Origin of the sequence: Achromobacter sp. ACM04 (genome assembly GCF_014851465.1) — a bacterium.
Classification (GTDB): Bacteria; Pseudomonadota; Gammaproteobacteria; order Burkholderiales; family Burkholderiaceae_B; genus Achromobacter; species Achromobacter aegrifaciens.
The window spans coordinates 563,782-588,485 of record NZ_JACUZS010000002.1 but is presented as its reverse complement, the minus strand read 5'-3'; the positions used below and the strand labels follow the sequence as shown (position 1 = coordinate 588,485).

The following is a 24,704-nucleotide window of genomic DNA, read 5'->3' as shown; positions in this document are numbered from 1 at the left end:
CTACACGTCTTCGATGCGCTGCGAGGGCGCAAGGGGCGTACCGAGGTCCAGCATGGCGTAGATCCGCTGCGTGAAACGCTGCCGCCGCGTGGGCCTGCCCATGCGCCAGCGCGTGTCCAGCCATAGCAGGGGCAGGGCGAAGCCCAGCCACACGATGAAGAAGAGCGCCAGCAGGAAGACGGCCAGTTCGGGAAAGTCCCGGAACGAACCGTCGTCCGGTCCGGCGAAAAACTGCAGGCCGACCACGAACAGCCAGGCCGTCAGCATCAACGCGCCTATCAGCTTGAGCAGGCGCGCGCGCTGGCTCATGCCCACGCGGATAGGCGTGTCCCTGCCTAGCTCGCCGCCGTAGTAGCGGTGGCACATATAGCAGCGGCCATCTTCCAGATTGCGCAGCGCATAGACGGCGCGCCGGCCATCCTGGTGGACGGAGGCCGTGCGCACTGCCAATTCGACGCGGTCGTCCTCGGCCAGGAAGGGCAGCGCGTCGCCGAACGCTTCCTGGGCGATCATCGCGTAGTCCACGCCGTTGACCGTGTAGCGGTAGATGCCATAGTTCGGCCCTTTGTGAACCTGGCGCATCTCATGCGTGAGGCCGGTAAGGCGGCCCCGCACGTATCCGATGGGCGGTTCGCCCTCGTCCTGCGTCGATAGCGGCTCCAGGCGTGGCGGCTCGGGCGGCGGGGCAGGTATGCCGGCAACCGGCTTTTGCTTGGGATCGAAAAGCGCTTCGGTGGCCAGGATCAGCGGGCGGTGGCGGCGGTTGTGCCAGAGGCCGTGCATGGCCGAACCCGCCACCACCAGCGCCACCAGGGCGACGACCAGCGAGAAGACCATCAGGAACACGCGTGTGAGGCTGGCGATGCCGAGCAGCCAAGCCAGCCACACGAACGCCGCGCAGACCGCGCCGCCGATGACGACCTCGCGCCAGCCGCGCCGTTTCAGGGTTTGGTAGTAGCGCGGCGGGATGGGATCGCCACGCGCCGGAACCGCCCAGGAGAAGACGGCCGGCCCCTCTTCGCCGTCCATCACACCCACGCGCGCCGGCATGCCCTGCTGATGCAGGCGCTGCAATTGATTGATCTGCGGCGCTTCCAGCCCGGCGGCGATCACGCTTTCTGTTCCTACGCGCAGGAACGCATCGTGCCGCACGAGCGGCACCGCGAGGCGGATCTGGTCGATGGTTCCTTCGAGTATGCGGGCGGAGGGCTGCGCCATGACGGGGTTGGAGGATGAAAACCGTCAAGGATAGCGTAGCCGCCTGCGTGAGCTACCAAGCGTCCGGCAAAGTCCCAGGCCCTTCATGCGTGGGGAAATGCGGCAGCACTTCCTCCGCCAGTTCCTGCAGCACGTCCGCCGCGGGCCGTTGCGAGAACTGGATGCCCAGCGCGGCGTGATTGACGCCGGCCTCCTGCCATTCTTCCAGCAACGCGATCAAGCCTTTCCTGCCCGTGCGCAGCACGAAGCCGTTATGCAAGGGCGTGCGGGGATGGTCGGGGTCTTCGGCCAGGTCCAGCCATTCATTGGTCATGTGCGGCCGGAAGCCGCCGTCGGGAATCTGGGCGCGCCAGGCGCGGATCTTGGCCCCCAGGCGCTTGGGTCCTGTCGACGTATCGGTGGCGTCGGGATAGGTCAGCCAGCCATCGGCGTGTTCGGCGATCCACGGCAGCGACTGCCCCGACGAACCCGTGACGATGAGCGGAATGACGCCCGCGGCGGGCTTGGGCAGGAATTCCGCGTTGCTGAAGCGCCCCAGCGGCGAATCGATCTCCAGGCGTCCTGGGCGCATCAACTGACGGAAGTACGAAACCGCCTCGGCGAAACGCGCAGCGCGTTCGTCGTGATTCAGCCCATAGGCAGGAAACTCGACCGGACGGTCTCCCGACGCAATCCCCAGCACCAGCCGGCCGCCCGACAATTGGTCGATGGTTGTCGCCGCCTTGGCCAGATCGATGGGGGGGCGCAGGGAAAAGATCGCGCTGCCCGTGGCCAGTGCAATCTTCTTCGTTTGCGCCGCCAGAAAGGCCAGGTAGGTGAACGGATCGAAGACCTGGCCGGCATCGCCGAACGAAGGGGAGTACAAGGGTACGTCGCGCACCCAGACGGCGGCAAACTCCTGCCGGTCGATCTGCCGCACAAGTTCGGCCTGCCCCGCAAGGACCGCCATGCTGCCTTCATAGAAGCGCAGCGGCAGGAAGATGCCCAGCGTCAGGCGGTCGGGCGCGAACATCCGCCGATAGCCGGGGTGCGCGGAAAAAGCGAAGTACGACGCTCCCGTCATGCCATGGAGAGAGAGGGTGGTGTCCATTCCGACTGTCCTTGTTTCCTTCAAGCGCCCGTTGCCGGCGCGGGCAGGGTGATGCCTTTGGCGACCGCGGGCCGCGCTGCCACGCGTTCGTGCCATGCGCTCAGGTGCCGGTGATGGCTGAAATCGAAATCGATGATCCGTGCGATGTGGCTCCAGCCGAAATGCGCGATATCGGCGATGGAGTAGGCGTCGCCGGCAAGGTAGGGCTGATCGGCCAGCCTGCGGTCCAGCACCGCGAGCGCATCCTCGGTCAGGCGCTGGTAGCGTTCGAGCGCGGCGGGGTTGCGCGCCTTGTCGAACACCTCGAAGTTCACGCGTTGCCCGATGATGGGACCGACGCTGCTGGAATGGAATTGCAGCCACTTGATCGCTTCCCAGCGGCCTTGGATGTCCGTGGGCAGCAGCCTCCCGGTCTTTTCCGCGAGATACAGCAGTATGGCCGCCGATTCGAACAGCGCCACGCCGGTTTCATCATCGGTCAGTACCGGAATGCGGCCGTGCGGATTCAGGGCCAGAAAATCCGGCTGGCGGTGCTCGCCCTGCGCGATGCGCACATGGTGCAGGCGGTAGGGCAGTTCCAGTTCTTCCAGCGCGATGGTGGCCTTGTAGCCATTGGGAGAACTATCGGTGTATAGATTCAGCATGGGCTTGCTCATTTAAGATTAGCTAAATATTCAGGATCCGCGGCGGCATTGAAATTTTCTTTGTTGAGCGGGATCCGGTACAGCGATCATTTCTCACTTTTAAATTTAGGAAATCTAAAATGACGGCAACGCTTCCCCTGCAGGCGCTGCGCACTTTTGTCGAGGTAAGCCAGCGCGGCGGCATCACCGCGGCGGCGCAGGCCTTGCATGTCACGCCGGGCGCCGTCAGCCAGCAGATCCGGCTGCTGGAGGACCGGCTCGGCATCGCCCTGCTGGTGCGCGAACGCCACGGCATGCGCATGACGGAGGGGGGCGCCGAGGCGTATCCGATGCTTAGCGCGGCGTTCGCGCAGATCGACAAGGCAGTGGACATGCTGGCCGCGAAGCAGGCGCGGCAAAGCCTGACCGTCAGCACCGTGGCGACGTTCGCGGCGTCTTGGCTGGTTCCACGCCTGGGGCGGTTCAAGGAACGGCATCCGCACATCGAAATCCGGGTAGAGGCGACGCCTGCCCTGGTCGATCTGCGGCGCGACCACGTCGATGTCGCCCTGCGCCACGGGCTGGGCGACTATCCGGGACTGGATGTGGTGCCGCTGATGGCGCCGGTGCTCGTGCCGGTGGCCGCGCCAGGCTTCGCAGCGGCGCTGGCCGAACCGGCGGACTGCCTGGATTACCCGCTGCTGCACGATGCGGACCGCGCCGATTGGCCGCTGTGGCTAAGCGCGCATGGCGTGGCCCAGGATGCCCGGGCGCAGCGCGGCAATGCGTTCGATGACGATTTCCTGCTGATCCGGGCGGCGGAAGCGGGCCAGGGACTTGCGCTGGTGCCCGCCGCGCACGCGCAGGAAGAGATCGCGGCCGGACGCCTGGTCCAGGCGCTGGACAAGCCCTGGCCCGCGAGGTTCGCCTACTACGCCGTCAGCAGGCCCGGCGCGGTCCAGCGTCCGGAAGTCCGCGCCTTCATCGACTGGATCGTCGAGGAGGCCAGGGCGTGACCGCTACGGCTGCTTACGCGGCAAGGAGTTTTCAAGCCTGGAAGCGCCGCGCAGCCTGAAACAGCTGGCGCTCGCTGCCCGCGCGACCCAGCAGTTCCAGGCCGACGGGTATTCCGCTGGGCGTGAAGCCGATGGGCACGCTCAAGGCCGGCAGTCCCGTCACCGCCGCGAGCAGCCCATTGCCGCCGCGCTGGGCCTGGCCCAGCAGTGCCGGCGCGCCACGCACGCTGGGATAGGCCAGCAGGTCCAGCTGGCCTTGGTCCATGGCAGTCAACAATTCGTCGCGCAGCGCCTGGGCGCGGGCCAGCACCGCGAGGCGCGCGCTGCCGTCGGGATCGCGCAGCGCATCGCGCTCGCGCAGCAGCGGCGCGACTTCCGGGTGGGGATAGCCGCCGTCCAGGATGTCGGTCAGGCTGCGCACGGGCAGACCCGCATCGCGCAGGCACAGGGCCAGCGCGTCGCGGAATTCATGGCCGGTGACGTTGGCGGCGGTCAGGCGCGCGTCTTCCAGCGCCAGCGCGACAGGCTGGATCTGTGCGCCCTCGGCTTGCCAACCGGCGAGCGCCGCGCGGACGTGGTGCGACACCTCCAGTTCCGCGCCGGCTGGGCCGAAGAATGCTTCCAGCGTGCCGATGCGCCAGGCCCGGTCCGCGCCGCGCGCGTCTTCGCCTTGTCCCGCCATCACCGACCACAGGGCTGAGATATCAGCAAGGCTGCGGGCCATCGGGCCGACCGTGTCGAGCGTCGGCGACAGCGGCACCACGCCGGCGTTGCTGTAGCGTCCGGCCGTGGGCCGCAGGCCCCAGACCTGGTTGAAGGCCGCGGGGATGCGGATCGAGCCGCTGGTGTCGGTGCCTATCGCGGCCGCCGCGAAGCTGGACGCCACCGCGACGGCGCTACCGCCGCTGGATCCGCCGGGAACGCGGGCGGCGTCGTAGGCGTTGCGCGTGCGGCCGGATAGTGAAGAAACGTTGGTGATGCCGCAGGCCAGTTCGTGCATCGTGGTCTTGCCCAGCACCACGGCGCCGGCTTCGCGCAGCCGGCGCACGACGTCGGCGTCGCGCTGCGGGCGGCGGCCGGCCAGCGCGAGCGAGCCAGCGGTGGCGGGCATGCCCACGGTATCGATGTTGTCCTTGAGCAGAAGGGGAATGCCGTGCAGCGGCCCCAGCGCCGCCCCGCGCTGTCTTTCCCTGTCCCGATCGGCGGCCTCGGCCAGCGCCTGGCTGTTCAGCGCGATGACCGCGTTGAGCGCTGGCCCGGCCTGGTCGTGCGCGGCGATGCGCGCCAGGTAGGCGCGCACCAGGTCCATGGCGCTGAGCGCGCCCGCTGCCATGGCCGACCGCAGCTCGGCGATGCCGCGGCCAAAGACCGGGTCGCTGCCCGGCAGAGGACCCGCCAGCAGGCGCGGCGCGCTCATCGGAAGTGGCACGCCACCCAGTGCTGCCCGGCGTCCGAGCCGTCTGGCCGCTGGGTCAGGACCGGCTGCTTCTCTTTGCACACTGGCTGCGCCAGCGGGCAGCGTGTGTGGAAGCGGCAGCCGCTGGGAGGATTCGCCGGGCTGGGCGGATCGCCCTGCAGCAGCTTGCGCTGCGCGGGCTTGTGCGGATCGGGAACCGGGACGGCCGACAGCAGGATTTCCGTGTACGGGTGCAGCGGGCGCGAGAACAGCGTGTCGCGGTCGGCGACCTCGACGATGCGGCCCAGGTACATCACCGCCACGCGATGGCTGATGTGGCGCACCACCGCCAGGTCATGCGCGACGAACAGGTAGGCGATGCCCATCTCTTCCTGCAGGTCCATCAGCAGGTTGATCACCTGCGCCTGCACCGACACGTCCAGCGCGGAGACCGGTTCGTCGCACACGATCAGCTTGGGCCGCAGGGCCAGCGCCCGCGCGATGCCCAGGCGCTGCCGCTGGCCGCCGGAGAACTCGTGCGGGAACTTCTTCATCGCCTCCGGACGCAGGCCGACCTTGGAGAACAGCCAGGCGATCTCATCGGCGCGTGACCGGCCGCCCGAGGCCGGGAAGTTCTGCAGCGGTTCGCCGACGATGTCGCCTGCCGTCAGCCGTGGATTCAGCGACGCGTACGGATCCTGGAAGATGATCTGCATGTCGCGCCGGCGGCTGCGCATCTGCTCGGCCGACAGCGCCAGGATTTCCTCGCCTTCCAGCCGTACGGATCCCGAGGTCGGCTGGATCAGGCGCAGCACGGACTTGCCGGTGGTGGTCTTGCCGCAGCCGGATTCGCCCACCAGCGCCAGGGTCTCGCCGCGGGCGACAGAGAACGACACGCCGTCCACGGCCTGGATGACCTTGCGGCGCGGCTTGAACCAGCCGCCCGCGCCGGGATAGTGCATCTTCAGGTCGCGCACTTCCAGCAAGGGCGTGGCCGGGGCGGCGGGCTGGTTGCGGGCGCTCATGCTTGGACTCCAGTCAGGGCGGCGCCGGGGGGCGTCGAAGCGGCCGCCTGCGGGGCCGGTTGCGCGGCGACGCGCGCCGCTTCGTGGCAGGCGACCACGTGGTCGCTGCCATGTTCCAGCAATTGCGGCGCTTCGGCCCGGCAGCGGTCGGTGGCGTAGGCGCAGCGCGGCGCGAAGCTGCAGCCTTTGCCCAGCTCGCTGGGCGCGGGCACCATGCCGGGGATCTCGGCCAGGCGTTGCGTCGACGCGTTCATCGACGGCATCGACGCCATCAGCGCCCGCGTGTACGGATGCAGGGGGCGGTCGAACAGTTCGGTGACGGGAGCTTCTTCCACCTTGCGGCCTGCGTACATCACGGCCACGCGGTCGCAGCATTCGGCCACCACGCCCAGGTCGTGGGTGATCAGCACGATGCCCATGCCCAAGCTCTGCTGCAGGCTGCGCAGCAGGTCCACGATCTGCGCCTGGATGGTCACGTCCAGCGCCGTGGTCGGTTCGTCGGCGATCAGCACTTCGGGATTACAGGCCAGGGCCAGCGCAATCATCACGCGCTGCCGCATGCCGCCGGAAAGCTGGTAGGGGTACTCGTGCACGCGCCGTTCGGGTTCCGCGATCTGCACCAGGCGCAGCATTTCCTCGGCGCGGCGGTAGGCCTCGCGGCGGCCGAGCTTTTGATGCAGCATCACCGTTTCCGCGATCTGCCGGCCCACTGTCAGCACGGGGTTCAGCGAGGTCATCGGTTCCTGGAAGATCATCGAGATCCGGTTGCCGCGGATCTGGCGCATCTGCTTTTCGGTCAGGCCCAGCAGGTCGGTGCCGCGGTAGCGGATCTGGCCGCCGGCATAGCGCCCGGGCGGCGTCGGGATCAGCCGCAGGATGGACAGCGCGGTGACGCTCTTGCCGCAGCCGGACTCGCCGACCACGCCCAGCGTGCGGCCTGCCCGCACCTGGTAGGACACGCCGTCCACCGAGCGCACGGTGCCGGACACGGTATCGAAGTAGGTGCGCAGGTTGTCGACTTCGAGCAGCACATCGCCAGGGGCGACGGCGGCGGGAGAGATTGCCATGGCGTGCTCCTAGCGTTGGTTGGTCAGGCGGGGGTCGAGCGCGTCGCGCAGGCCGTCGCCCATCAGGTTGATCGCCAGCACGGTGACGGCCAGCAGGATGCCCGGATACAGGATGGTGTAGAACGCCACCGCCACGTAGTTGCGGGCGTCGGCCATCATGTTGCCCCAGCTGGGCACCTGGGCTGGCACGCCTACGCCCAGGAACGACAGCACCGCTTCGGTCAGCACCGCGGTGGCGGCAATGAACGTGGCCTGCACCACCAGCGGCGTGACCATGTTGGGCAGCACGTGGCGCCGCAGGATCACCGGCAGGCGCGTGCCCACGGCGTGGGCGGCTTCGACGTAAAGCTGTTCGCGCAGCGTCAGCGCCAGCGAACGCACCAGGCGCACCACGCGCGGTACCTGCGGAATGGCGATCGCGATGATCACCGTGGTCAGGCTGGCGCGGATCACCGCCATCAGGGCGATGGCCAGCAGGATGTCGGGAATGGCCATCATGCCGTCCATGATGCGCATGATGATCGCGTCGGCCCAGCGCACGAAGCCCGCCATCAGGCCCAGCACCACGCCGACCGCGGTCGCGATCAGCGCCACCACGATGGCCACCACGAGCGACACGCGGCCGCCCCACACCACGCGGCTGAACACGTCGCGGCCCAGCGCGTCGGTGCCGAAGTAATGTTCGGCCGACGGCGGCTTCATGCGTTGCAGCGGATTGATGCTGATAGGGTTGTGCGTGGCGATCCAGGGCGCGGCGATGGCCAGGCCCGCCACGATCAACAGCAGCGCCAGGCCCAGGATCAGGGTGGGGTGCTTGCGTATCCAGCGCCAGCGGCGGCCGCTGGCGCTGAGCGCCTCGTGCAGCACCACGGGCGGGCTGGTGGAAATCGAGCTTTCTGACATGATTCTTTCCTGCGGCGGCTCAGTAACGGATGCGAGGATCGAACAGCCGGTAGCTGAGGTCGATCAGCAGATTGATCAGCACATAGGTGCCGGCCGATAGCAGCAGCACGCTCTGGATCACCGGATAGTCATGGTGCTGGACCGCGTCGATGACCAGCCGGCCGATGCCGGGAATGGCGAACACCGTCTCGGTCACGACCACGCCGCCGATCAGCAGCGCGATGCCCACGCCCACCGTGGTGGCAATCGGGATGGCGGCATTGCGCAACGCGTGCTCCAGCACGGGCAGCACCGCCAGGCCCTTGGCGCGCGCCGTGCGGATGTAGTCCTCGTGCAGCACTTCCACCACGGTTGCGCGGGTCATGCGGGTGATCAGCGCGATGTATACCAGCGCCAGGTTGATACAGGGCAGGGTCAGGTTGCGCAGCCAGGGGCCCACGCCCTCGGACAGGCTGACATAGCCCTGCACCGGCAGCCATTGCAGCTTGATGGCGAAGCCGTAGATCAGCAGGTAGCCGACCAGGAACACCGGCACCGAGAACGCCAGCACGGCGAACAGCATCACCAGGCGGTCGATCCAGGTGCCGGCGCGGTAGGCGGCCAGCACGCCCAGCGGCACGGCCACGATGATGGAGACCAGCATCGTGAGCGCGGCAATGGACAACGTAGGTTCCACCCGCTGCGCCAGCAGCTGCGTCACGGGCACGTGGGTGAAGATGGACGTGCCCAGGTCGCCTTGCAGCAGCTTGCCCGCCCACAGCCCGAACTGCCGCCACAGCGGCTCGTCCAGGCCCAGCGCCACGCGCAGCTTGGCGATGTCGTCGGCGGAGGCGAAATCCCCGGCGATGAGCGCCGCCGGGTCTCCCGGCGACAGGTGGATCAGCAGGAAGACGATCACCGCCACCACTGCCATGACAGGCACGATGGCAAGCACTCGCCGGATGATGTAACCCATGGTTGTCTCGCGTATCGATTAGGCTGGCTGCGGATTACTTGTCCAGCACCCACAGGTTCGGCAGGCTCCAGATCTTTTCCGCGTTCTTCAGGCTGTTGTGCGACGCGAATGCCCGCGAATACTGGCCCACCGAGATCGCGGGGAAGGCTTCATAGGCGCGCTCCTGGAACAGGTCGAGCACGCGCTTGCGCTCGTCCGAGCTGGTGGCTGCAATCCACTGGGCGCGCAGTTCGTCCAGCTTCTTGTCGCAGGGCCAGCCCGGCAGGCTGTTGCCGCATACCGCGCCCAGGTAGGTGTTGCTGATGGGCGAGTCGACGTTGAACTCCGAAGCGGCCGACAGGAAGATGTTCCAGCCGCCCTTGTCGATGGGTTCCTTGCGGGCGCGGCGCGCGGTCAGCGTGGCCCAGTCCATGGACTGGATGTCGAGGTTGACGCCGATGTCCTGCAGCGCCTGGATGGCGACCAGCGTGGCGGAGTTCAGGTAGGCCAGGTCGGTGGGCAGCAGGATCGCGACCTTCTCGCCCTTGTATCCGGCTTCGGCCAGCAGCTTCTTGGCCAGGGCGGGATCGGGCTTGGCGTAGGGCGCCGCGCCGGCAGTGGTGTCGTTGGGGCCGCCGCAGATGAAGACCGTGGCGCAGTACTTCATGCGCAGGTCGTCCGGGTAGCCCATGGCGGCGGTGAACTTGTCCTGGTCCACCAGGTGGGCCACGGCCTGGCGCGCCTTCTCGTTGTTGAACGGCGGCATGGACTGGTTCAGGATGATGTAGCCCTGGGCGCGCTCCATCACGCCGATCTTGACGTTCTTGTTGCCGCGCAAGGCGTCGATGTAGTCCGCCGGCGCCTGTTCGATCATGTCGACTTCGCCGTTGGTCAGCGCGGCCGTGGCGCTGTTGGAATCGGGCAGCACGCGCCATTCCACGCGCGGGATGTGCGGGGTCTTGTTGCCGGCCAAGCCGTCGGCCTGGGCCTTGGGGCCGACGTAGTTCGGATTCTGCTCGAACACGATCTTGCTGCCAGGCACCCATTCGGCGCGCTTGAAGAGGTAAGGGCCGGAACCTACGACCTCGGTCAGCGGGCGGTCGGCCGGCTGCGAGGCCAGGCGCTGGGGCAGGATGAACGCGGGATAGCTGGACACCTTCGCCAGGCCTTCGAGCACCAGGTCAAACGGCTGGTCCAGCGTCAGCTTGAAGGTGTTGGCGTCCACGGCTTCCCACTTGCCGCCGGCGCGCGTGATGGCCTGGCCGATGTTGTCGCGCGCGGACCAGCGCTGCAGCGACGCGATCACGTCGGCGGTGGTCAGCGCCTGGCCGTCGCTGAACTTCAGGCCAGGCAGCAGCGTGAAGGTCCAGGTCTTCTTGTCGTCGCTGGCCGAATACTTTTCCACCATCTGCGGCTGCGGCTTGCTGTGCGAGTCCATCGCGAACAGCGTGTCGTACACCATGTAGCCGAAGTTGCGCGTGATGTAGGCGGTGGTGAAGGTCGGATCCAGCACCTTCAGGTCGGCGTGCGGCACGATGCGCAGGGTCTTGGCCTGCTGCGCGTGCGCCGGCGCGGCGCCAAGGGTGAAGGCCAGGCCGAGGGTGGCCGTCGAGAACAGGCAAAGCAGGCGTTTTTTCATCGCGCTAGGCTCCCATCTTGTTGGTGGAGGCGCCGGCGTCCGCGCGCCGGCAGGTTCTTAGAGCGGCCACTTGGGCAGCCGGATATTGCGGTACGTGAGCGTTTTCCAGTCGGGCGTGGCGACGCCCTTGCCGCCGACATAGATGATGTGGCGCGCGACTTTCGAGAACGATGCATGGAAGTGCTGCGCGGACTTGACCACCACGATCTTCTTGGAAGAAAGATCGCAGCCCAGCTGCGTGAACAGGTCCATGTTGATGGCCTGGTTGCGCAGTGAGGTCAGCACGATCTCGATGCCCTGGGTCTCGACCAGCGCGCAGTCCCCCATCGCTGCCGGCGCGCCGGACAGGCCCGTCATGATCATGTCGGCCTGGATGGCCTTGACCGTGCAGCGCAGGTCCAGAGGGTCGCCGGACAAGGGACCGACCTTGCCGCCGATGCGCAGGTCCAGCACCGCGCCGGGACCGGCGTCGAACGCAATGCGCGCCGAAACCGGATCCCACATGGGACCCAGCGCCGCGTTCGTCACGCCGCGTTCCAGCATGCGGCTCAGGACAAACGTGGCGTCGCCGGGCGCGCCGCTGCCGGGATTGTCGGGCCGGTCGGCCAGCACCACCGGACCGTCGCCGAAGGCCAGCGCTTCGTCCAGCGCCTGGTCCACGCTGCGGTAGGGCACCATGAGCTGCTCGCGCATGCCGATGAGTTCATCGGCCAGGCGGCGCGCCAGCGCTTGCGCGGCGCTAGCGTCGCCATCGGCGTAGACCAGCACCTTGGTGCCCATTTCCGGCACGTCGCCGGTGGCGAAGCCTTGCGCCGTCGAGATCGACAGGATGCCGTCGCGGCCTTCCAGCGCCTTGATGCGGCTGACGAAGCCCTGCGCCGGCTCGCGGGTGGTGTGCATGGGCACGATCATGTCGCAGTCGACCAACGCCGCGACGGGTCGCGTGCGCCCGGCCTGCGCGTCCAGGCACAAGGCCAGCAGGTCTTCCGCGCGTTCACGGATGTCGGTGTGGGGATATTCCTTGAACAGGACCAGCACCGTGGCCTGTTCCACCATCAACGGACTCAGGTGCGCATGGGGATCCAGTTCGGCGCCCACCACCACATCGGGGCCGACGATCTCGCGCACGTGGCGCAGGATGTCGCCCTCGCAGTCGTCGTAGCCGTCGGCCACCATGGCGCCGTGCAGGCCCAGCAAGACCATGTCCACCGGCATCGCCGCGCGCAGGTCGGCCAGGATCTGGTCGCGCAGCGTCTCGTAGGCGGCGCGGGTGGTCGTGCCGCCCGGCTGCGCGGACGTGACCAGGCCTTCGGCCAGCGTCCAGCCGGCCTCGCGGCCGCGCTGCCGTGCCACGTACAGCGGCGCGCCTGCAAAGGTCACCGAGTCCGGATGCGTGCCCGCCGGATAGTAGTCGCGGTCCTGGAAGGAGGCGAGGCTGGTGGGCATGGGCGCGAAGGTGTTGGTTTCCGTGCCCAGGCCGGCGCTGAAGATCTTCATGGCCGGGCCTCCGGACAGGTTGCTGCATGCGCCGCGGCGCGCGCGGCGGTCCAGGTCGACGACATAGTTTTCCCCTTGTATGGATCGGATGTCCGTCATTGCCGCCACATGAGAGAGGCACTGCGTTCCGTATCGCGGATGATCGGCGGCACACCAGCGAGGCACAAATAGCTAACGTGTTCCCATGGATAACCCAAGGTTATGGTGTGCGCTTTTTCGGGGAAAATCGCGGCGAAAAGCGCGCAGATCGGCTGCTTTTAAGGGAAAACGATAGGCCGGCCGAAAGCCTTTCCGCGCGCATATGAAAGGTTATGGACAGTTCATGATTTGGAATTTGTGGGCGGGTCTGGCGGCGCTCAGAATCTGGAGCTGTTCCTGGCCGGCGGGCAAGCCGCAAGGCCGTCGCCTTTCAACCGCTAGCGGCGCGCCGCGCCCTGGAGTCGCCCCATGCGCATATTCACCGGCGCCCTCGCCACCGAAACCAATACGTTCTCGCCTTTGCCTACCGGGCTCGCAGCCTTCAAGTCGCGCGAGTATCTTCCCGGCGGCACGCATCCCGACCATATGACGTTCTACGCCGGACCGCTATGGGTTGCGCGCCAAGGCGCAAGCGCAGGAGGCTGGACGCTGGTCGAAGGGCTGGTGGCTTCGGCCCAGCCGGGCGGCACCACCACGCGCGCGGCCTACGAGACGCTGCGCGACCAGATCCTGGCCGACCTGCGCGCGGCGATGCCGGTGGACATGGTCTTGCTGGGCCTGCATGGCGCCATGGTGGCCGACGGCTACGACGACTGCGAGGGCGACATCCTGCGCCGCGTGCGCGAGATCGTCGGCCCCGACGTGGTGGTGGGCGCGGAGCTGGATCCGCACGCGCATCTCACGCCGCTGATGGTGGAGCAGGCCACGGTGCTGGTCCTGTTTAAGGAATATCCCCACACCGATGTACTGGAGCGCGCCGAGGACCTGCTGGCCTTGTGCCTGGACGCGCAGGCCGGGCGCACGCGACCCGTCGCGGCGTTGATCGACTGCGACATGATCGTGCCCATGCACACCACCCGCGAACCGGCGCAGGGCTTCGTCAGCCGCATCAAGGCGCAGGAAGGTCGCGACGGCATCCTGTCGATCTCGGCGGCGCAAGGCTTCGCCACGGGAGACGTGCCGGAAATGGGCACCAAGGTGCTGGTCTACGCCGATGGCGACGCTAGCGCCGCGCAAGCGCTGGCGCGCCGCCTGGCCGATGAACTCATCGGCATGCGCGAGCAGCTCATGGTGCCCTACCGCAGCGTGGACCAGGCGCTGGATGAAGCGCTGGCCCATGGCGACGGGCCGATCGTATTGGCCGACCGTTCGGACAATCCCGGCAGCGGCGCAGCCGGAGACTCCACTTATCTGCTGGCCAGGATGCGCGAGCGCGGCATACGCAATGCCGCCATCGGTCCGTTGTGGGATCCGGTTGCGGCGCGCATTGCGTTCGACGCTGGCCCCGGCGCGGTGCTGGACCTGCGTATCGGCGGCAAGGTCGGTCCGTTGTCCGGCAGCCCCGTGGACGCGCGCTGCCGGGTCGTGGCGACGCATGCGGACATGCACATGACGGGTAACTCCAACACCCGCATCGCCTTGGGCGACTGCGCGCTGGTCGACGTGGACGGCATCCTGGTCGTCCTGGTCTCGCTGCGTACACAGGCCTATCACACGGACCTCTTTACCCAGCTGGGCTGCGACCTGACGGCGCAGCGCCTGATCGTGGTGAAGTCCGCGCACCACTTCCACGCCAGGTATGCGCCCTTGGCCAAGGCGGTGTTGTACGTGGCCGCGCCCGGTTCCGCCAGCCCGGACTGGAGCAGCTTGCCGTACCGCAAGGCCAGGCTGCCGAAATGGCCGATTGCGTAGCGGGATTGCCATTCCGGCAATGGGCCGCGCGGCCGGCCCTCAGCCCTTGGACGGCTTTCTTTCCTGTCCGGGGACGCGCTTCTTGGGTGCGGCGGCGTCGGACCGCGGGGGGCCGTTATCCAGCATGGCGAGCAGGCCGATGATCAGCGCCTGCATGCCTTGGTCCAGTTCCACTTCCATCTCGGATTCTTCCGCCGCGCGTTCCGCCTCCACGACCGGCTCCAGCCCGGCGACCGAATACACCGTGTCGGCCACCGCCATGCCGTGAAAGGCCACCGTCGCCAGCAGGATGCGGGACTGTTCCCTGGAAATTCCGTAGGCCTTGGCGATGTGCCGCTGTTGTTCGTCGATCTTGGCGAGCATGGAAGGCGTCGCAGCCAGCCTGCGGATCACGTAGGGCGTGACGCCTGGGTGCGCCTTGACGAACTCGCGCACGGACGCGGCGAAAGTGGTCAGGTATTCCTTCAGTTCGCCGCGGTCGTTGCTACAGGCTTGCGGTATCTGCCAGCGCTTGAAGATCTCCTCGGCGACCAGGCGCTTGAGTTCCTCCAGGCTGGGCACGTGCTTGTACAGCGCCATATGGCTGACGCCCAGTGCCGCCGCGAGCCCGACGAAGGTGATGTTCGGCAGGCCCATCGCTATGCCGGCATCGGCAATCCGCTCCCGGGTGATGGTGGGAGGGCGTCCCCGCGCTGGTCGGCGCTCTGGCGGTGTCATGGCTGTTCCTGGTTCCTTGGCGTCATTCAGCCTTCACTTTAACCCGGCCCGATTTATTTAGTTTATTGCAATGAAACTAATTCGAGAATTTAGTTTATAGTGATGCAAATAATTATCACCAACATCTGGGTAAGTCGATTTCATGAGCAGTTCAGGAGCAGCCGCGGCCAAGCCTGGGAAACCCGGTCCGCTAGGCTTGGTGCTGGCCCCCGTACGCGGGCAATTGATGGCCGCCGCAGCGCTGGCCGCGGTGGGCACCATGCTTACCCTGGTGCCGCTGGCGGGGATCGCGCACATTGCCCGTATCGTCCTCGCTGGCGCCGAGCCTTCCGCGACCGCTCAAGCCTGGCCAGGAATCTGGTGGACTGTCGTCGCCAGCCTGGCGTGCATGTTCGCCGGCATGGCGCTGATCTCGGCCGGCGAATTGACGGCTCATCTGGCCGATAACCGCCTTACGCATCGACTGCGCCTGGCCGCCGCGCAGCGGCTGTCGCAGGTGCCGCTGGGCTGGTTCACCAGCAGGGCGTCGGGCGAGGTCAAGCAGGCGATGCAGGACGACATCGGCACGCTGCACAGCCTGGCCGCGCATTTCTACACGGCGGTGGGACGCGCCGCGGGCGCTATTGCGATTTCGGTCATCTACCTGTTCGCGCAGGACTGGCGCATGGCGTTGGCGGCGTTGCTGCCGTTCCCCGGCTTCTTCCTGTTCCTGCGCCGGGCCATGAAGGCCGGCGGGGCGAACATGCAGGAATTCGTCGAGCGGCTTGGGCGCCTCAATGGCGCAACGGTCGAGTTCGTCGGCGGCATCCCCGTGGTCAAGGCATTCGGCGATGCAGGCAAGGCGCATCGCGGCTATCGCGAGGCCGTCGACGCCTTCGCCGAGGCGTTTGCCAGTTTTACCCGTCCGCTGGTGGCGGCGATGGCGCATGCCCATGCAATGGTCGCGCCGGTCACGGTGCTGGGCGTGGTGCTGGGTTTTGGCGCCTTGTTCGTCGGGCTGGACTGGATGGCGCCGGTGGATGTGCTGCCGTTCGCGCTGGTGGCGCCGGGAATATGCGCGCCGGTGCTGTTGCTGCATACGCTGCTGCACGATCTGGGCAGCGCCGCGGGCGCCGCGCAGCGCGTGCAGGCGCTGCTGGAGACGCCGGTGCTGGAACCGCTGGCGCCCGGCCAGGAACAAATCCCCGAGGGCCATGAAGTCCGGTTCGAGAGCGTGGGTTATTCCTATGGCGGGGAGCGCCGGACGCTGTCGGGCATCAGCTTCACGCTGGAACCCGGCACGGTCACCGCCATCGTCGGGCCCTCGGGCGCGGGCAAGTCCACGCTGGCGCGGCTGCTGCTGCGATTCTTCGACCCCGACGAAGGGCGCATCACGCTGGGCGGCGCCGATCTCAGGCGGATCGCGAGCGCGCAGCTCTACCGGCGCGTGGGCTTCGTATTGCAGGAAGTGCGCCTGATCCATGCCAGCGTGCGCGACAACATCGCGCTGGGCCGGCCCTCCGCGACCCTGCAAGAGATCGAGGACGCCGCCCGCACCGCCAATATCCATGAGCGCATCCTGGCGCTGCCGCGCGGCTACGATTCGGTGATCGGCGAGGACGCGCAGCTTTCCGGCGGCGAACTCCAGCGCGCCAGCATTGCGCGCGCCGTGCTGCTGGATCCTCCCGTGCTGGTGCTGGACGAGGCCACGGCGGCGGCCGACGCCGGCAACGAGGCGGCGGTCCAGGGCGCGTTGTCGCGCTTCGCCCGGGGGCGCACGGTGATGGTGATCGCGCACCGGCTGGATACGGTGATGCACGCCGACCGCATTCTGGTCGTCGAGGACGGCGCCGTCGTCGAACAAGGCCGGCATGAGCAGTTGCTGGCGCAAGGCGGCAGTTATGCCCGGCTGTGGGCGCAGGGCGGCTACGAAAGCTCCGATGACAAAGAGGTGGCCGCATGCTGAAGACCTTCATGCTGTTGCTGGGGCAGGACGCGCCTGTCCTGCGCCGCTACGGCTGGATGGCCGTGGCCTACGGAGTGCTTTGCGGGCTGACTATTACCGCGCTGGCGCCGCTGCTCACGCATCTGCTTGAAGCGGACGTGAAGGCTGCCGCCCCGTGGCTGGCCGCGCTGCTGGCTGGGGTAGCGGTCTGCTGGGGCCTGCGGCGCCATGTGGAGCGGGCCGGCGTGCGCGTGGGCGTCGCCATCCTGCAAGACGCCCGCCATCGCCTCGGCGACCATGTGGCCAGCCTGCCCGTGGGTTGGTTCACGCCGCAGAATACGGCCCGTCTCGGGCACGTCGTCACGCAAGGCATGATGTCTGTGGCCCAGCTCCCCGCGCATGTCTTCACGCCCGTCATCGCCGGCGTGGTGACGCCAGCGGTGCTCGTCGTCGCACTGTTTGCGCAGCACTGGCTGTTGGGCCTGATCGCATTGGCGGCGCTGCCGTTGCTGGCAGGCTTGCTGGCGCTCACGGCAAGACTGGCGCGGCGCGCGGATGAGGCTTTCCAGCAGCGCTTTGCCGATGCCAGCCAGCGCATGGTCGAATTCGCGCAGGCCCAGTCGGTGCTGCGCGCGTTCAACGGAGCTGGCGGAGGCACGCGACTGCTCGAACAGGCAGTGGAACAACAGCGCGCGTCCGGGGCGCGGGTGATCTGGCTGTCGGCCGGGGCGGCCGTTCTCAACGTCTGGGCCGTGCAGGCCGTCTTTGCCGTCCTGCTGGCCGCCTCAGCCTGGTGGCTCGACGGCATCCTGGGCAGCCCGCTGGCAACCGGACAGATCGTGGCCGCGATCGTCGCGCTGATGCTTGCGGTCCGCTATATCGATGCATTGCTGGAGGTGGTCGGCTATGGGGAGGTGCTGCGCGGCGCGCGCGGGCAACTCGACGCCATCGAAGCGCTGTATGCCGTCCCGCCGCTGCCGGAGTCCGATGCGCCGCAGGAACCGCGCGATGCTTCGATCGAATTGCGCAATGTGCATTTCCGCTACGCGGATCACGCGCCCGAGGTGCTGCAAGGTGTGAATCTGCGTATCGAACCGGGCAGCATGGTTGCCCTGGTTGGCGCGTCCGGCTCCGGCAAGACCACGCTGGCGCGGCTGATTGCGCGTTTCTTCGACGTGAACCAGGGCGGCGTGCTGGTCGGTGGCGTGGACGTGCGGCAGATTTCCAGCTTGAGGCTGGCCGGCCAGATCAGCCAGGTCTTCCAGGACAACTATCTGTTCACGGGATCCATCGCCGAAAACATCCGCGCCGGCAGGCCGGGCTGCAGCGATGCCGAGTTGATGGATGTCGCCAAACAGGCCGGCGTGGACGGCATCGCCGCGCGCCTGCCGCAAGGGCTGGACACGCCGGTAGGCGAGGGCGGCGCGCGGCTGTCCGGCGGCGAACGCCAACGCATCGCCGTCGCCCGCGCGCTGCTCAACCCTGCGCCCATCATGCTGGTGGACGAGGCGACCGCGGCGCTGGACGCGGAGAACCAGGCCATTATCACCGGGACGCTGGCGCGGCTGCGCGGGAAGCGCACGCTGGTGGTGATCGCGCACCAGCTTTCCACCGTGGCGATGGCCGACCAGATCGTGGTGCTCGAGGACGGACGTATCGCCGAGCAAGGCACGCCCGCAGCTTTGCGTGAGAGCCAGGGGCGGTACGCGCAGTTCCTGGATCAGCGCAAGGCTGCCCGCGGCTGGCGCATTGCAGGGGCGCACGCCTGATGCGTGCCAGCCTGGTCGGCCTGTTCATCGTGCTTTGCGGCGCGTCGCTGCTGGTGGGCGCGCGCCAGATCGCCTGGCCGCAGCTGTACTCGCTGTCGGGTGATGCCTGGCTCACCTTGACCGCAAGCCGGCTGCCGCGCCTGGCGGCGCTGGTGCTGACGGGCATCGGGCTGGCCGTCTGCGGCGTGATCCTGCAGCACATCGTGCGCAACAAGTTCGTCGAGCCCGCCACGTCGGGCGGACTGGATGCCGCCAAGCTGGGCATCCTGGTGTCGATGCTGTCGATGCCTGCCGCCGGGCCGGCGGCGCGGATGCTGTTCGCGCTGGGCTTCTGCTTCGCGGCCAGCCTGCTCTTCGTCGCAGTCGTCCGCCGCATCAAGTTCAAGAATACGGTGCTCGTGCCCGTGATCGGCCTGATGTATGGCGGCGTGCTGAGCGCCCTGGCGGAGTTCTACGCGTATCGCAACAACATCATGCAGAGCATGCAGGGCTGGATGTTGGGCGACTTTTCCAAGATCGTGCAGGGCAACTACGAGATCATCTACCTGATCCTGCCGATCGTCGTGTTGACCTATCTGTACGCGCACCGCTTCACCGTCCTGGGCATGGGCGAAGGCATGGCGGCGAGCCTGGGCCTGAACTATCGGGCCACCGTGGCGCTGGGGCTGATCCTGGTGGCCGTCACCGTGTCCGCCACGGTCATTACCGTCGGGGCTATTCCCTTTGTGGGGCTGGTCATCCCCAATCTGGTCGCGCTGCGCTACGGCGACAACCTGGGTCGCACCTTGCCCGTCGTCGCGCTGGGAGGCGCGACGCTGCTGCTGGCCTGCGACATCCTGGGCCGCCTTCTGATCTATCCGTTCGAAGTGCCTATCGGACTGACCGCGGGCGGCGTGGGCGGCATCCTGTTCCTTATGCTGATCTTCTGGAGGCACCGGTGATGCGCGCGGTTCCCCGGCAGGCGGCATGGGTGACGGTCATCGCATTGGCCCTGGCTTTCCTGCTGTTCCGTTCCAACCTGGACTTCGACTACATCATTCCCAAGCGGCTTGCCCGGCTTGCGGCCATGCTCATCGGCGGGATCTGCATCGCGTGGTCTTCCATCGTGTTCCAGACCATCACCGGCAACCGGATCCTGACGCCGGCCATCATGGGCTACGAAGCCGTCTACCTGTTGCTGCAATCCCTGATGGTCCTGGCCATGGGGGCGCAGAGCCTGGTCCTGCTGGGCGCAAACGGCAACTTCTTCCTGTCCGTGCTGCTGATGCTGGGCTATTCGTGGATCATCCACCGCTGGCTGTTCCGCGATGGCAGGCAGAACGTGTACTTCCTGCTGCTGGTGGGGCTGGTGCTGACGATGGTGATCGGCACCTTCACGCAATTCGTGCAATTGAAGACCAGTCCTGGCGAATTCTCCATTCTGCTCGGCTTCACCCAGGCTTCCTTCAACAAGGCGGAGCCGGGCCAGTTGTTGGTTTCCGCGATCGTCGTCGCGGGCGTGTGCCTGGCTGGAGTCAAGACGTTGCCGGCGCTGGACGTGATCTCGCTGGGACGCGATCAGGCCATCTCCCTGGGCGTGGATTATCAGCGCGTCTTGCGGCTGCATCTGGCGCTGATTGCGGTGCTGGTCGCGGTGTCGACCAGTCTGCTGGGACCCACCGCCTTCATGGGCATCTTCGTCGCCAACACCGCCTATGCCCTGACGCGCACGCGCCGGCACCGCGCCACGCTGTCGGCCGGTTGCGCTATCGCGGTTGGCATTTTCATCCTGGCGCAGCTTGCGGTCGAACATCTCTTCAACTACCGGACCAGCGTCGGCATCCTGGTCAACCTGGTTTGCGGCGCCTGGTTCCTGGCGCTGATGGCGCGCTCGCGAGGCACCGCATGATCACGATCAAGAATCTCTCGAAGAGCTATGGCCCGAAGACGGTGCTGCGCGATGTCTGCTTGCAGTTCCCCGCCGGGCGGATGACCTCGCTCATCGGCCCCAACGGCGCGGGCAAGACCACCTTGCTGATGATGGCAGGGCGGCTGCTGGAGCCGAGCGAGGGCGAGATCCTGATCGAGGGCGCCAGGGCATCGGGTATCCGTATCGGCGATTACGCCAAGCGCGTGGCCACGTTGCGTCAATCGCCCGATTTCAATCTGCGCCTGACGGTGGAGGATCTCGTCGCCTTCGGGCGGTTCCCATATAGCCGCGGCGCGTTGACGCAGGAAGACCACCGCGTGATCGACGAGGCGATTGCGTTCCTCTCGCTGGAACCGCTACGCGCGGCCTATCTCGACGAACTCAGCGGCGGGCAGCGCCAGATGGCGTTCCTGGCCATGACGATCGCCCAGCAGACGGACTGCCTGCTGCTGGATGAACCGCTCAACAACCTCGACATCAAGCATGCGGTCCAGATCATGCGCGCGTTGCGCCGCCTGTGTGACGAGCACGGCCGCACCGTGATCCTGGTGGTGCACGACATCAACTTTGCGGCCAGCTATTCCGACCACATCGTTGCAATGAAGGCCGGGGCGGTGCATTGCGCCGGCAGCGTGCCCGAAGTCGTGACCGAGGACCGGTTGCGGGAACTTTATGGGCTGGACTTCGAGATCACGCAAGGCGCGCGCGGACGCCTGTGCAACTACTTCAATCCATCAGGAGAAATGAAATGATCCTCAAGCACGGGCGCAGGGCATGGGCGCTTGCCTTGCTGGCCGCCACGACGGCCGTGATGCAGGGCTGCGGGCAGGAGGCGGCGGAATCGTCCAAGGCGGCGCAGCCGGCCGCTACCAGTCCCGCGGCGCAAGGGGCATACCAACCCGTCGCTGTGCAGCACAAGCTGGGAACCACGGTGATCGGCAAGCTGCCGCAGCGCGTGGTCGCGCTGGACATGAACGAGGTGGATTTCCTGGATCAGCTGGGCGTTCCGGTCGCCGGCATGCCGAAGGACTTCGTGCCTCACTTTCTGGAGAAGTACAAGAACGCCGCGGATGTGCAGGACACGGGCGCGATCGTCCAGCCCAATCTGGAACGGGTGCACGCGGCCAAGCCTGACCTGATCCTGATCACCTCGCTGCAGGCGAACCACTACAAGGAGCTGAGCGAGATCGCGCCGACGATCCACTTCGACGTGGACTACCGCGACAGCGAAGCCAATCACATCGAGATCATCAAGGATCACCTCATCACGCTGGGACGGATCTTCGAGAAGGAAAGCCTGGCACGCGACAAGGCCGCCGCGCTGGACGCCAAGGTTCAGGAGGCGAAGCGCCTCATCCAGGACCGCCCCGAAAGAGCGCTCATTGTGCTGCACAACAACGGCGCCTTCAGTTCCTTCGGCGTCCAGTCGCGCTACGGCTTCATCTTCAGGGCCCTGGGCGTGAAGCCTGCGAGTCCCGACGCGGAGGCCGGCCTGCATGGCCAGCCGATATCCAGCGAATTCATCCAGCAGGCCAACCCCGACATCATCTACGTGGTGGATCGCACTGCCGTGATGGAGCGCCGGCCAACGCTGAACGCCGAGAGCTTGAGCAATCCGCTCTTGCGCCAGACCGCCGCCTGGCAGAACGGCCGCGTGGTCTTCGCCGATGCGCAAGCCTGGTACGTCATGGCTGCCAGCGCACAGTCGCTGGCGCTCATGATCGACGACGTTCTCAAGGCCTATCAGAACTGATGCAGTCCGGGGATCGGGGGAAATTGCCGGTCCATATGTAAATGATTCCCAGTCGCCTTATTTTGCAGGCGGCCCCAAGCTCAACCGAACGGAGCACTTCATGAGCAAACGTCGCCATAACGGCCGCGCCGCACGCCTGCCATCGCGGGTGCGGTACGCGCATTCAGGCTTTTCCCTCAACCATCTCGCCGCGGCGCTGCTCGGACTGAGCGTCGGCGCGGCGTCGCCGGCGTGGGCCCAGCAGGCGGCCGAGGCAGGAGTGAAAACACTGCCGGCAGTGACTGTCACGGGGCAGGCCGAAGCGCCCGCCGCGCCCTATGCCGGCGGACAGGTGACCTACGGCGGCCGCGTGGGCTTTCTAGGCGACAAGGATTCGATGGAGACGCCATTTTCCGTCATCAGCTACACGGAAAAGTACATCGAGGACTTGCAGGCGCAGGACATCACCGACGTAATCGCCCGGACCGATCCTTCGGTGTTCAGCAACGGCGTGACCGGCGCCTGGAGCGAAAACTACTCGATCCGCGGCTTCAGCTCCAGCACTACCGATATTTCGTTTGGCGGACTGTTCGGCATGGCGCCGTACTACCGGACCACGCCGGAAATGTTCGAGCGCATCGAAGTCCTGAAAGGTCCGTCCGCCTTGCTCAACGGCATGCCGCCAGGCGGTTCCGTCGGCGGTACCGTCAACCTGGTGCCCAAGCGCGCGGGCGCTGATCCCCTGACGCGCCTGACGGCGACCTACATGTCGGACTCGCAGTTCGGCGGGCACATAGACCTGGGACGGCGCTTCGGCGAGAACCAGCAGTTCGGCCTGCGCTTCAATGGTGTGTATAGGGACGGCGACGGCCCGGTCGACAACCAGAAGAAAAAGGCGCAGCTGGCCGCGCTGGGCCTGGATTGGCGCGGCGAACGCGCGCGCGTTTCCATAGACATGTATGACAGCGATGAGCGTGTGGACGGCGTGACCCGAGGGATCAATCTGGCGCCTGGCATAGGCGTGCCCAAGCCGCCCAAGCCTGAAACCCTGTTGAATCCGGACTGGGCCTATGTGAAGAACCAGGACAAGGCAGCCATGATCCGCGGCGAATTCGATGTCAGCGATAACCTGATGGCCTACGCCGCCATCGGCACCAGCCGGTCCGAATACACCTACAACGGCGCCATGGTGGCGCAGGTGTTCAATGAGGCGGGGGACTATCGCACCTCGATGGGCCAATTGAACATGAACGTGAAAAAGACGTCCGGAGAAGCCGGTTTGCGCGGCAAATTGCAGACCGGCGGCATCAAGCACCAGTGGGTGTTGAATGCCACGTACTACTCGGACAACCAGCGGGACTACGGCCGCAGAACGGTGCCGGGGGCGGACTGGGTCACCAACATCTACCACCCTGTGTGGGGGCCGGCCCCCGATACCAGTTGGCCGCCGATCCTGCACAGCAAGACGCGCCTGGTGAGCTACGGCCTGGCGGATACCTTGTCCTTCGCAGAGGACCGGGTGCAGCTGACGCTGGGCGCGCGGCGGCAGGAAGTGCGCACCGACAGCTACAGCGTCACGACCGGGGCGCGGACCAGCCGCTATGACGCCAGCGCCACGACGCCCGCCGCCGCGCTGCTGATCAGGGCGACCGACAACGTTTCGGTGTACGCCAACTACATCGAAGGCTTGAGCAAGGGCCAGACCGCGCCGGTCACCGCCGCCAACGCGGGACAGGTGTTCCCGCCCTACAAGACCAAGCAGACGGAAGTCGGCGTCAAGGTCGATCTGGGGGATTTCACCCATACCGTGAGCCTGTTCGAGATAAAGCGGCCCAGCAGCTATACGGACCCCGTCACCAACGTCTTCTCGTTCGGCGGCGAACAGCGCAACCAGGGCGTGGAGTGGGGCTTTTTCGGCGAACCGATGCGTGGTGTGCGCCTGATGGGCGGTGTGGCGTACATCGACCCCAAGGTCACGAAGACCGCCATCGCCGCCAACGAGGGCAAGCAGGCGACCGGTGTTCCCAAGCTCCAGGGCAAGCTGGGCGTGGAATGGGATGTGCCGGCGGTGCAGGGACTGACGTTGACGGCCAATGCAACCGCCGTGTCCAAACAGTACATCAGCGCCGACAATTCGCTATCGGTGGCGGGACGCACCACCTACGACGTAGGCGCGCGCTACGCCACCAAGGTGGCTGAGCGCCCGATCGTGCTGCGAGCCGCCATCAACAATCTGACGAACAAGGCCTATTGGGGCATGCCGCAGTTGTCGAGCCTGGCGCTGGGCGCGCCGCGCACCTTCATGCTGTCTGCCTCGATGGAGTTCTAGGCGGGCGGCTGAATGGCGGGCGGCGC

At 66.9% G+C, this 24,704-nt stretch carries 20 protein-coding genes; 9 read left to right on the top strand and 11 right to left on the bottom strand.

Annotated features, from left to right (window positions below; translation table 11 throughout):
- The 3 genes from IB259_RS13555 to IB259_RS13545 all read right to left on the bottom strand — a co-directional run bounded on the left by IB259_RS13555 (position 1) and on the right by IB259_RS13545 (position 2,952).
- Positions 1-1,218 (bottom strand): hypothetical protein, encoded by a 1,218-nt coding sequence (locus tag IB259_RS13555; protein WP_192329283.1) that lies wholly within the window; start codon positions 1,216-1,218, stop codon positions 1-3.
- A gap of 52 nt (positions 1,219-1,270) precedes the next feature.
- On the bottom strand, positions 1,271-2,230 hold the full coding sequence (locus IB259_RS13550) for an LLM class oxidoreductase (protein WP_208949719.1): 960 nt from the start codon (positions 2,228-2,230) through the stop codon (positions 1,271-1,273).
- Positions 2,231-2,328: 98 nt separating this feature from the next.
- Positions 2,329-2,952, bottom strand: a complete 624-nt coding sequence (locus tag IB259_RS13545) for a glutathione S-transferase family protein (protein WP_054451831.1) — start codon at positions 2,950-2,952, stop codon at positions 2,329-2,331.
- 119 nt (positions 2,953-3,071) lie between these two features.
- Here IB259_RS13545 and IB259_RS13540 point away from each other — a divergent pair, with 119 nt between their 5' ends.
- Positions 3,072-3,947, top strand: coding sequence for a LysR substrate-binding domain-containing protein (locus IB259_RS13540; protein WP_192329281.1), 876 nt, complete (start codon positions 3,072-3,074; stop codon positions 3,945-3,947).
- 31 nt (positions 3,948-3,978) lie between these two features.
- Here IB259_RS13540 and IB259_RS13535 read toward each other — a convergent pair whose 3' ends face one another.
- Genes IB259_RS13535 through IB259_RS13505 form a run of 7 tightly spaced genes read right to left on the bottom strand, consistent with a single transcriptional unit; the run spans position 3,979 to position 12,408 of the window.
- On the bottom strand, positions 3,979-5,364 hold the full coding sequence (locus IB259_RS13535) for an amidase (RefSeq protein ID WP_192329279.1): 1,386 nt from the start codon (positions 5,362-5,364) through the stop codon (positions 3,979-3,981).
- Entirely contained in the window at positions 5,361-6,368 is a 1,008-nt protein-coding gene (locus IB259_RS13530) for an ABC transporter ATP-binding protein (protein WP_175160281.1), read from the bottom strand. The genes IB259_RS13535 and IB259_RS13530 overlap by 4 nt, the downstream gene beginning before the upstream one ends.
- Entirely contained in the window at positions 6,365-7,435 is a 1,071-nt protein-coding gene (locus IB259_RS13525) for an ABC transporter ATP-binding protein (RefSeq protein WP_054451825.1), read from the bottom strand. Before IB259_RS13525 ends, IB259_RS13530 begins: the two co-directional genes overlap by 4 nt.
- A 9-nt stretch (positions 7,436-7,444) precedes the next feature.
- Positions 7,445-8,338: an ABC transporter permease gene (locus tag IB259_RS13520; protein ID WP_054451823.1), complete on the bottom strand. Its 894-nt coding sequence runs from the start codon at positions 8,336-8,338 to the stop codon at positions 7,445-7,447.
- A gap of 19 nt (positions 8,339-8,357) precedes the next feature.
- Entirely contained in the window at positions 8,358-9,293 is a 936-nt protein-coding gene (locus IB259_RS13515) for an ABC transporter permease (protein ID WP_054451821.1), read from the bottom strand.
- Positions 9,294-9,327: 34 nt separating this feature from the next.
- Positions 9,328-10,911 (bottom strand): ABC transporter substrate-binding protein, encoded by a 1,584-nt coding sequence (locus IB259_RS13510; protein WP_119451899.1) that lies wholly within the window; start codon positions 10,909-10,911, stop codon positions 9,328-9,330.
- A 57-nt stretch (positions 10,912-10,968) separates the two neighbouring features.
- A complete protein-coding gene (locus IB259_RS13505; RefSeq protein ID WP_192329632.1) occupies positions 10,969-12,408 on the bottom strand; it encodes a M81 family metallopeptidase in 1,440 nt (479 codons plus the stop codon).
- Positions 12,409-12,855: 447 nt separating this feature from the next.
- Here IB259_RS13505 and IB259_RS13500 point away from each other — a divergent pair, with 447 nt between their 5' ends.
- Positions 12,856-14,298, top strand: a complete 1,443-nt coding sequence (locus IB259_RS13500; protein ID WP_192329277.1) for a M81 family metallopeptidase — start codon at positions 12,856-12,858, stop codon at positions 14,296-14,298.
- 39 nt (positions 14,299-14,337) lie between these two features.
- Here the strand turns inward: IB259_RS13500 and IB259_RS13495 are convergent, their stop codons facing one another.
- Positions 14,338-15,015, bottom strand: coding sequence for a TetR/AcrR family transcriptional regulator (locus tag IB259_RS13495; RefSeq protein ID WP_119451901.1), 678 nt, complete (start codon positions 15,013-15,015; stop codon positions 14,338-14,340).
- A 142-nt stretch (positions 15,016-15,157) separates the two neighbouring features.
- Between IB259_RS13495 and IB259_RS13490 the strand changes: the two genes are divergently transcribed.
- From IB259_RS13490 to IB259_RS13460, 7 genes are all read left to right on the top strand, one after another.
- Positions 15,158-16,960, top strand: coding sequence for an ABC transporter ATP-binding protein (locus IB259_RS13490; RefSeq protein ID WP_192329275.1), 1,803 nt, complete (start codon positions 15,158-15,160; stop codon positions 16,958-16,960).
- Positions 16,954-18,708, top strand: coding sequence for an ABC transporter ATP-binding protein (locus IB259_RS13485; protein WP_192329273.1), 1,755 nt, complete (start codon positions 16,954-16,956; stop codon positions 18,706-18,708). The genes IB259_RS13490 and IB259_RS13485 overlap by 7 nt, the downstream gene beginning before the upstream one ends.
- On the top strand, positions 18,708-19,649 hold the full coding sequence (locus tag IB259_RS13480; protein WP_054451809.1) for an ABC transporter permease: 942 nt from the start codon (positions 18,708-18,710) through the stop codon (positions 19,647-19,649). The genes IB259_RS13485 and IB259_RS13480 overlap by 1 nt, the downstream gene beginning before the upstream one ends.
- Entirely contained in the window at positions 19,649-20,596 is a 948-nt protein-coding gene (locus IB259_RS13475; RefSeq protein WP_119451905.1) for an iron chelate uptake ABC transporter family permease subunit, read from the top strand. The genes IB259_RS13480 and IB259_RS13475 overlap by 1 nt, the downstream gene beginning before the upstream one ends.
- On the top strand, positions 20,593-21,369 hold the full coding sequence (locus IB259_RS13470) for an ABC transporter ATP-binding protein (protein WP_192329271.1): 777 nt from the start codon (positions 20,593-20,595) through the stop codon (positions 21,367-21,369). Before IB259_RS13475 ends, IB259_RS13470 begins: the two co-directional genes overlap by 4 nt.
- On the top strand, positions 21,366-22,370 hold the full coding sequence (locus tag IB259_RS13465; protein WP_192329269.1) for a siderophore ABC transporter substrate-binding protein: 1,005 nt from the start codon (positions 21,366-21,368) through the stop codon (positions 22,368-22,370). Before IB259_RS13470 ends, IB259_RS13465 begins: the two co-directional genes overlap by 4 nt.
- A 100-nt stretch (positions 22,371-22,470) precedes the next feature.
- The gene (locus IB259_RS13460; RefSeq protein WP_192329267.1) at positions 22,471-24,678 is read left to right on the top strand and encodes a TonB-dependent siderophore receptor; all 2,208 of its coding nucleotides are present in this window, start codon (positions 22,471-22,473) and stop codon (positions 24,676-24,678) included.
- Positions 24,679-24,704 lie beyond the last annotated feature (26 nt).

What these genes read in the sequence shown, in the direction of transcription:
- IB259_RS13475 (WP_119451905.1), top strand. Translation starts at nt 19,649, where the DNA reads ATGCGCGCGGTTCCCCGGCAGGCGGCATGGGTGACGGTCATCGCATTG.
- IB259_RS13545 (WP_054451831.1), bottom strand. Translation starts at nt 2,952, where the DNA reads ATGCTGAATCTATACACCGATAGTTCTCCCAATGGCTACAAGGCCACC.
- IB259_RS13550 (WP_208949719.1), bottom strand. Translation starts at nt 2,230, where the DNA reads ATGTTCGCGCCCGACCGCCTGACGCTGGGCATCTTCCTGCCGCTGCGC.
- IB259_RS13515 (WP_054451821.1), bottom strand. Translation starts at nt 9,293, where the DNA reads ATGGGTTACATCATCCGGCGAGTGCTTGCCATCGTGCCTGTCATGGCA.
- IB259_RS13510 (WP_119451899.1), bottom strand. Translation starts at nt 10,911, where the DNA reads ATGAAAAAACGCCTGCTTTGCCTGTTCTCGACGGCCACCCTCGGCCTG.
- IB259_RS13555 (WP_192329283.1), bottom strand. Translation starts at nt 1,218, where the DNA reads ATGGCGCAGCCCTCCGCCCGCATACTCGAAGGAACCATCGACCAGATC.
- IB259_RS13465 (WP_192329269.1), top strand. Translation starts at nt 21,366, where the DNA reads ATGATCCTCAAGCACGGGCGCAGGGCATGGGCGCTTGCCTTGCTGGCC.
- IB259_RS13460 (WP_192329267.1), top strand. Translation starts at nt 22,471, where the DNA reads ATGAGCAAACGTCGCCATAACGGCCGCGCCGCACGCCTGCCATCGCGG.
- IB259_RS13520 (WP_054451823.1), bottom strand. Translation starts at nt 8,338, where the DNA reads ATGTCAGAAAGCTCGATTTCCACCAGCCCGCCCGTGGTGCTGCACGAG.
- IB259_RS13535 (WP_192329279.1), bottom strand. Translation starts at nt 5,364, where the DNA reads ATGAGCGCGCCGCGCCTGCTGGCGGGTCCTCTGCCGGGCAGCGACCCG.
- IB259_RS13470 (WP_192329271.1), top strand. Translation starts at nt 20,593, where the DNA reads ATGATCACGATCAAGAATCTCTCGAAGAGCTATGGCCCGAAGACGGTG.
- IB259_RS13485 (WP_192329273.1), top strand. Translation starts at nt 16,954, where the DNA reads ATGCTGAAGACCTTCATGCTGTTGCTGGGGCAGGACGCGCCTGTCCTG.
- IB259_RS13500 (WP_192329277.1), top strand. Translation starts at nt 12,856, where the DNA reads ATGCGCATATTCACCGGCGCCCTCGCCACCGAAACCAATACGTTCTCG.
- IB259_RS13525 (WP_054451825.1), bottom strand. Translation starts at nt 7,435, where the DNA reads ATGGCAATCTCTCCCGCCGCCGTCGCCCCTGGCGATGTGCTGCTCGAA.
- IB259_RS13505 (WP_192329632.1), bottom strand. Translation starts at nt 12,408, where the DNA reads ATGAAGATCTTCAGCGCCGGCCTGGGCACGGAAACCAACACCTTCGCG.
- IB259_RS13495 (WP_119451901.1), bottom strand. Translation starts at nt 15,015, where the DNA reads ATGACACCGCCAGAGCGCCGACCAGCGCGGGGACGCCCTCCCACCATC.
- IB259_RS13490 (WP_192329275.1), top strand. Translation starts at nt 15,158, where the DNA reads ATGAGCAGTTCAGGAGCAGCCGCGGCCAAGCCTGGGAAACCCGGTCCG.
- IB259_RS13480 (WP_054451809.1), top strand. Translation starts at nt 18,708, where the DNA reads ATGCGTGCCAGCCTGGTCGGCCTGTTCATCGTGCTTTGCGGCGCGTCG.
- IB259_RS13540 (WP_192329281.1), top strand. Translation starts at nt 3,072, where the DNA reads ATGACGGCAACGCTTCCCCTGCAGGCGCTGCGCACTTTTGTCGAGGTA.
- IB259_RS13530 (WP_175160281.1), bottom strand. Translation starts at nt 6,368, where the DNA reads ATGAGCGCCCGCAACCAGCCCGCCGCCCCGGCCACGCCCTTGCTGGAA.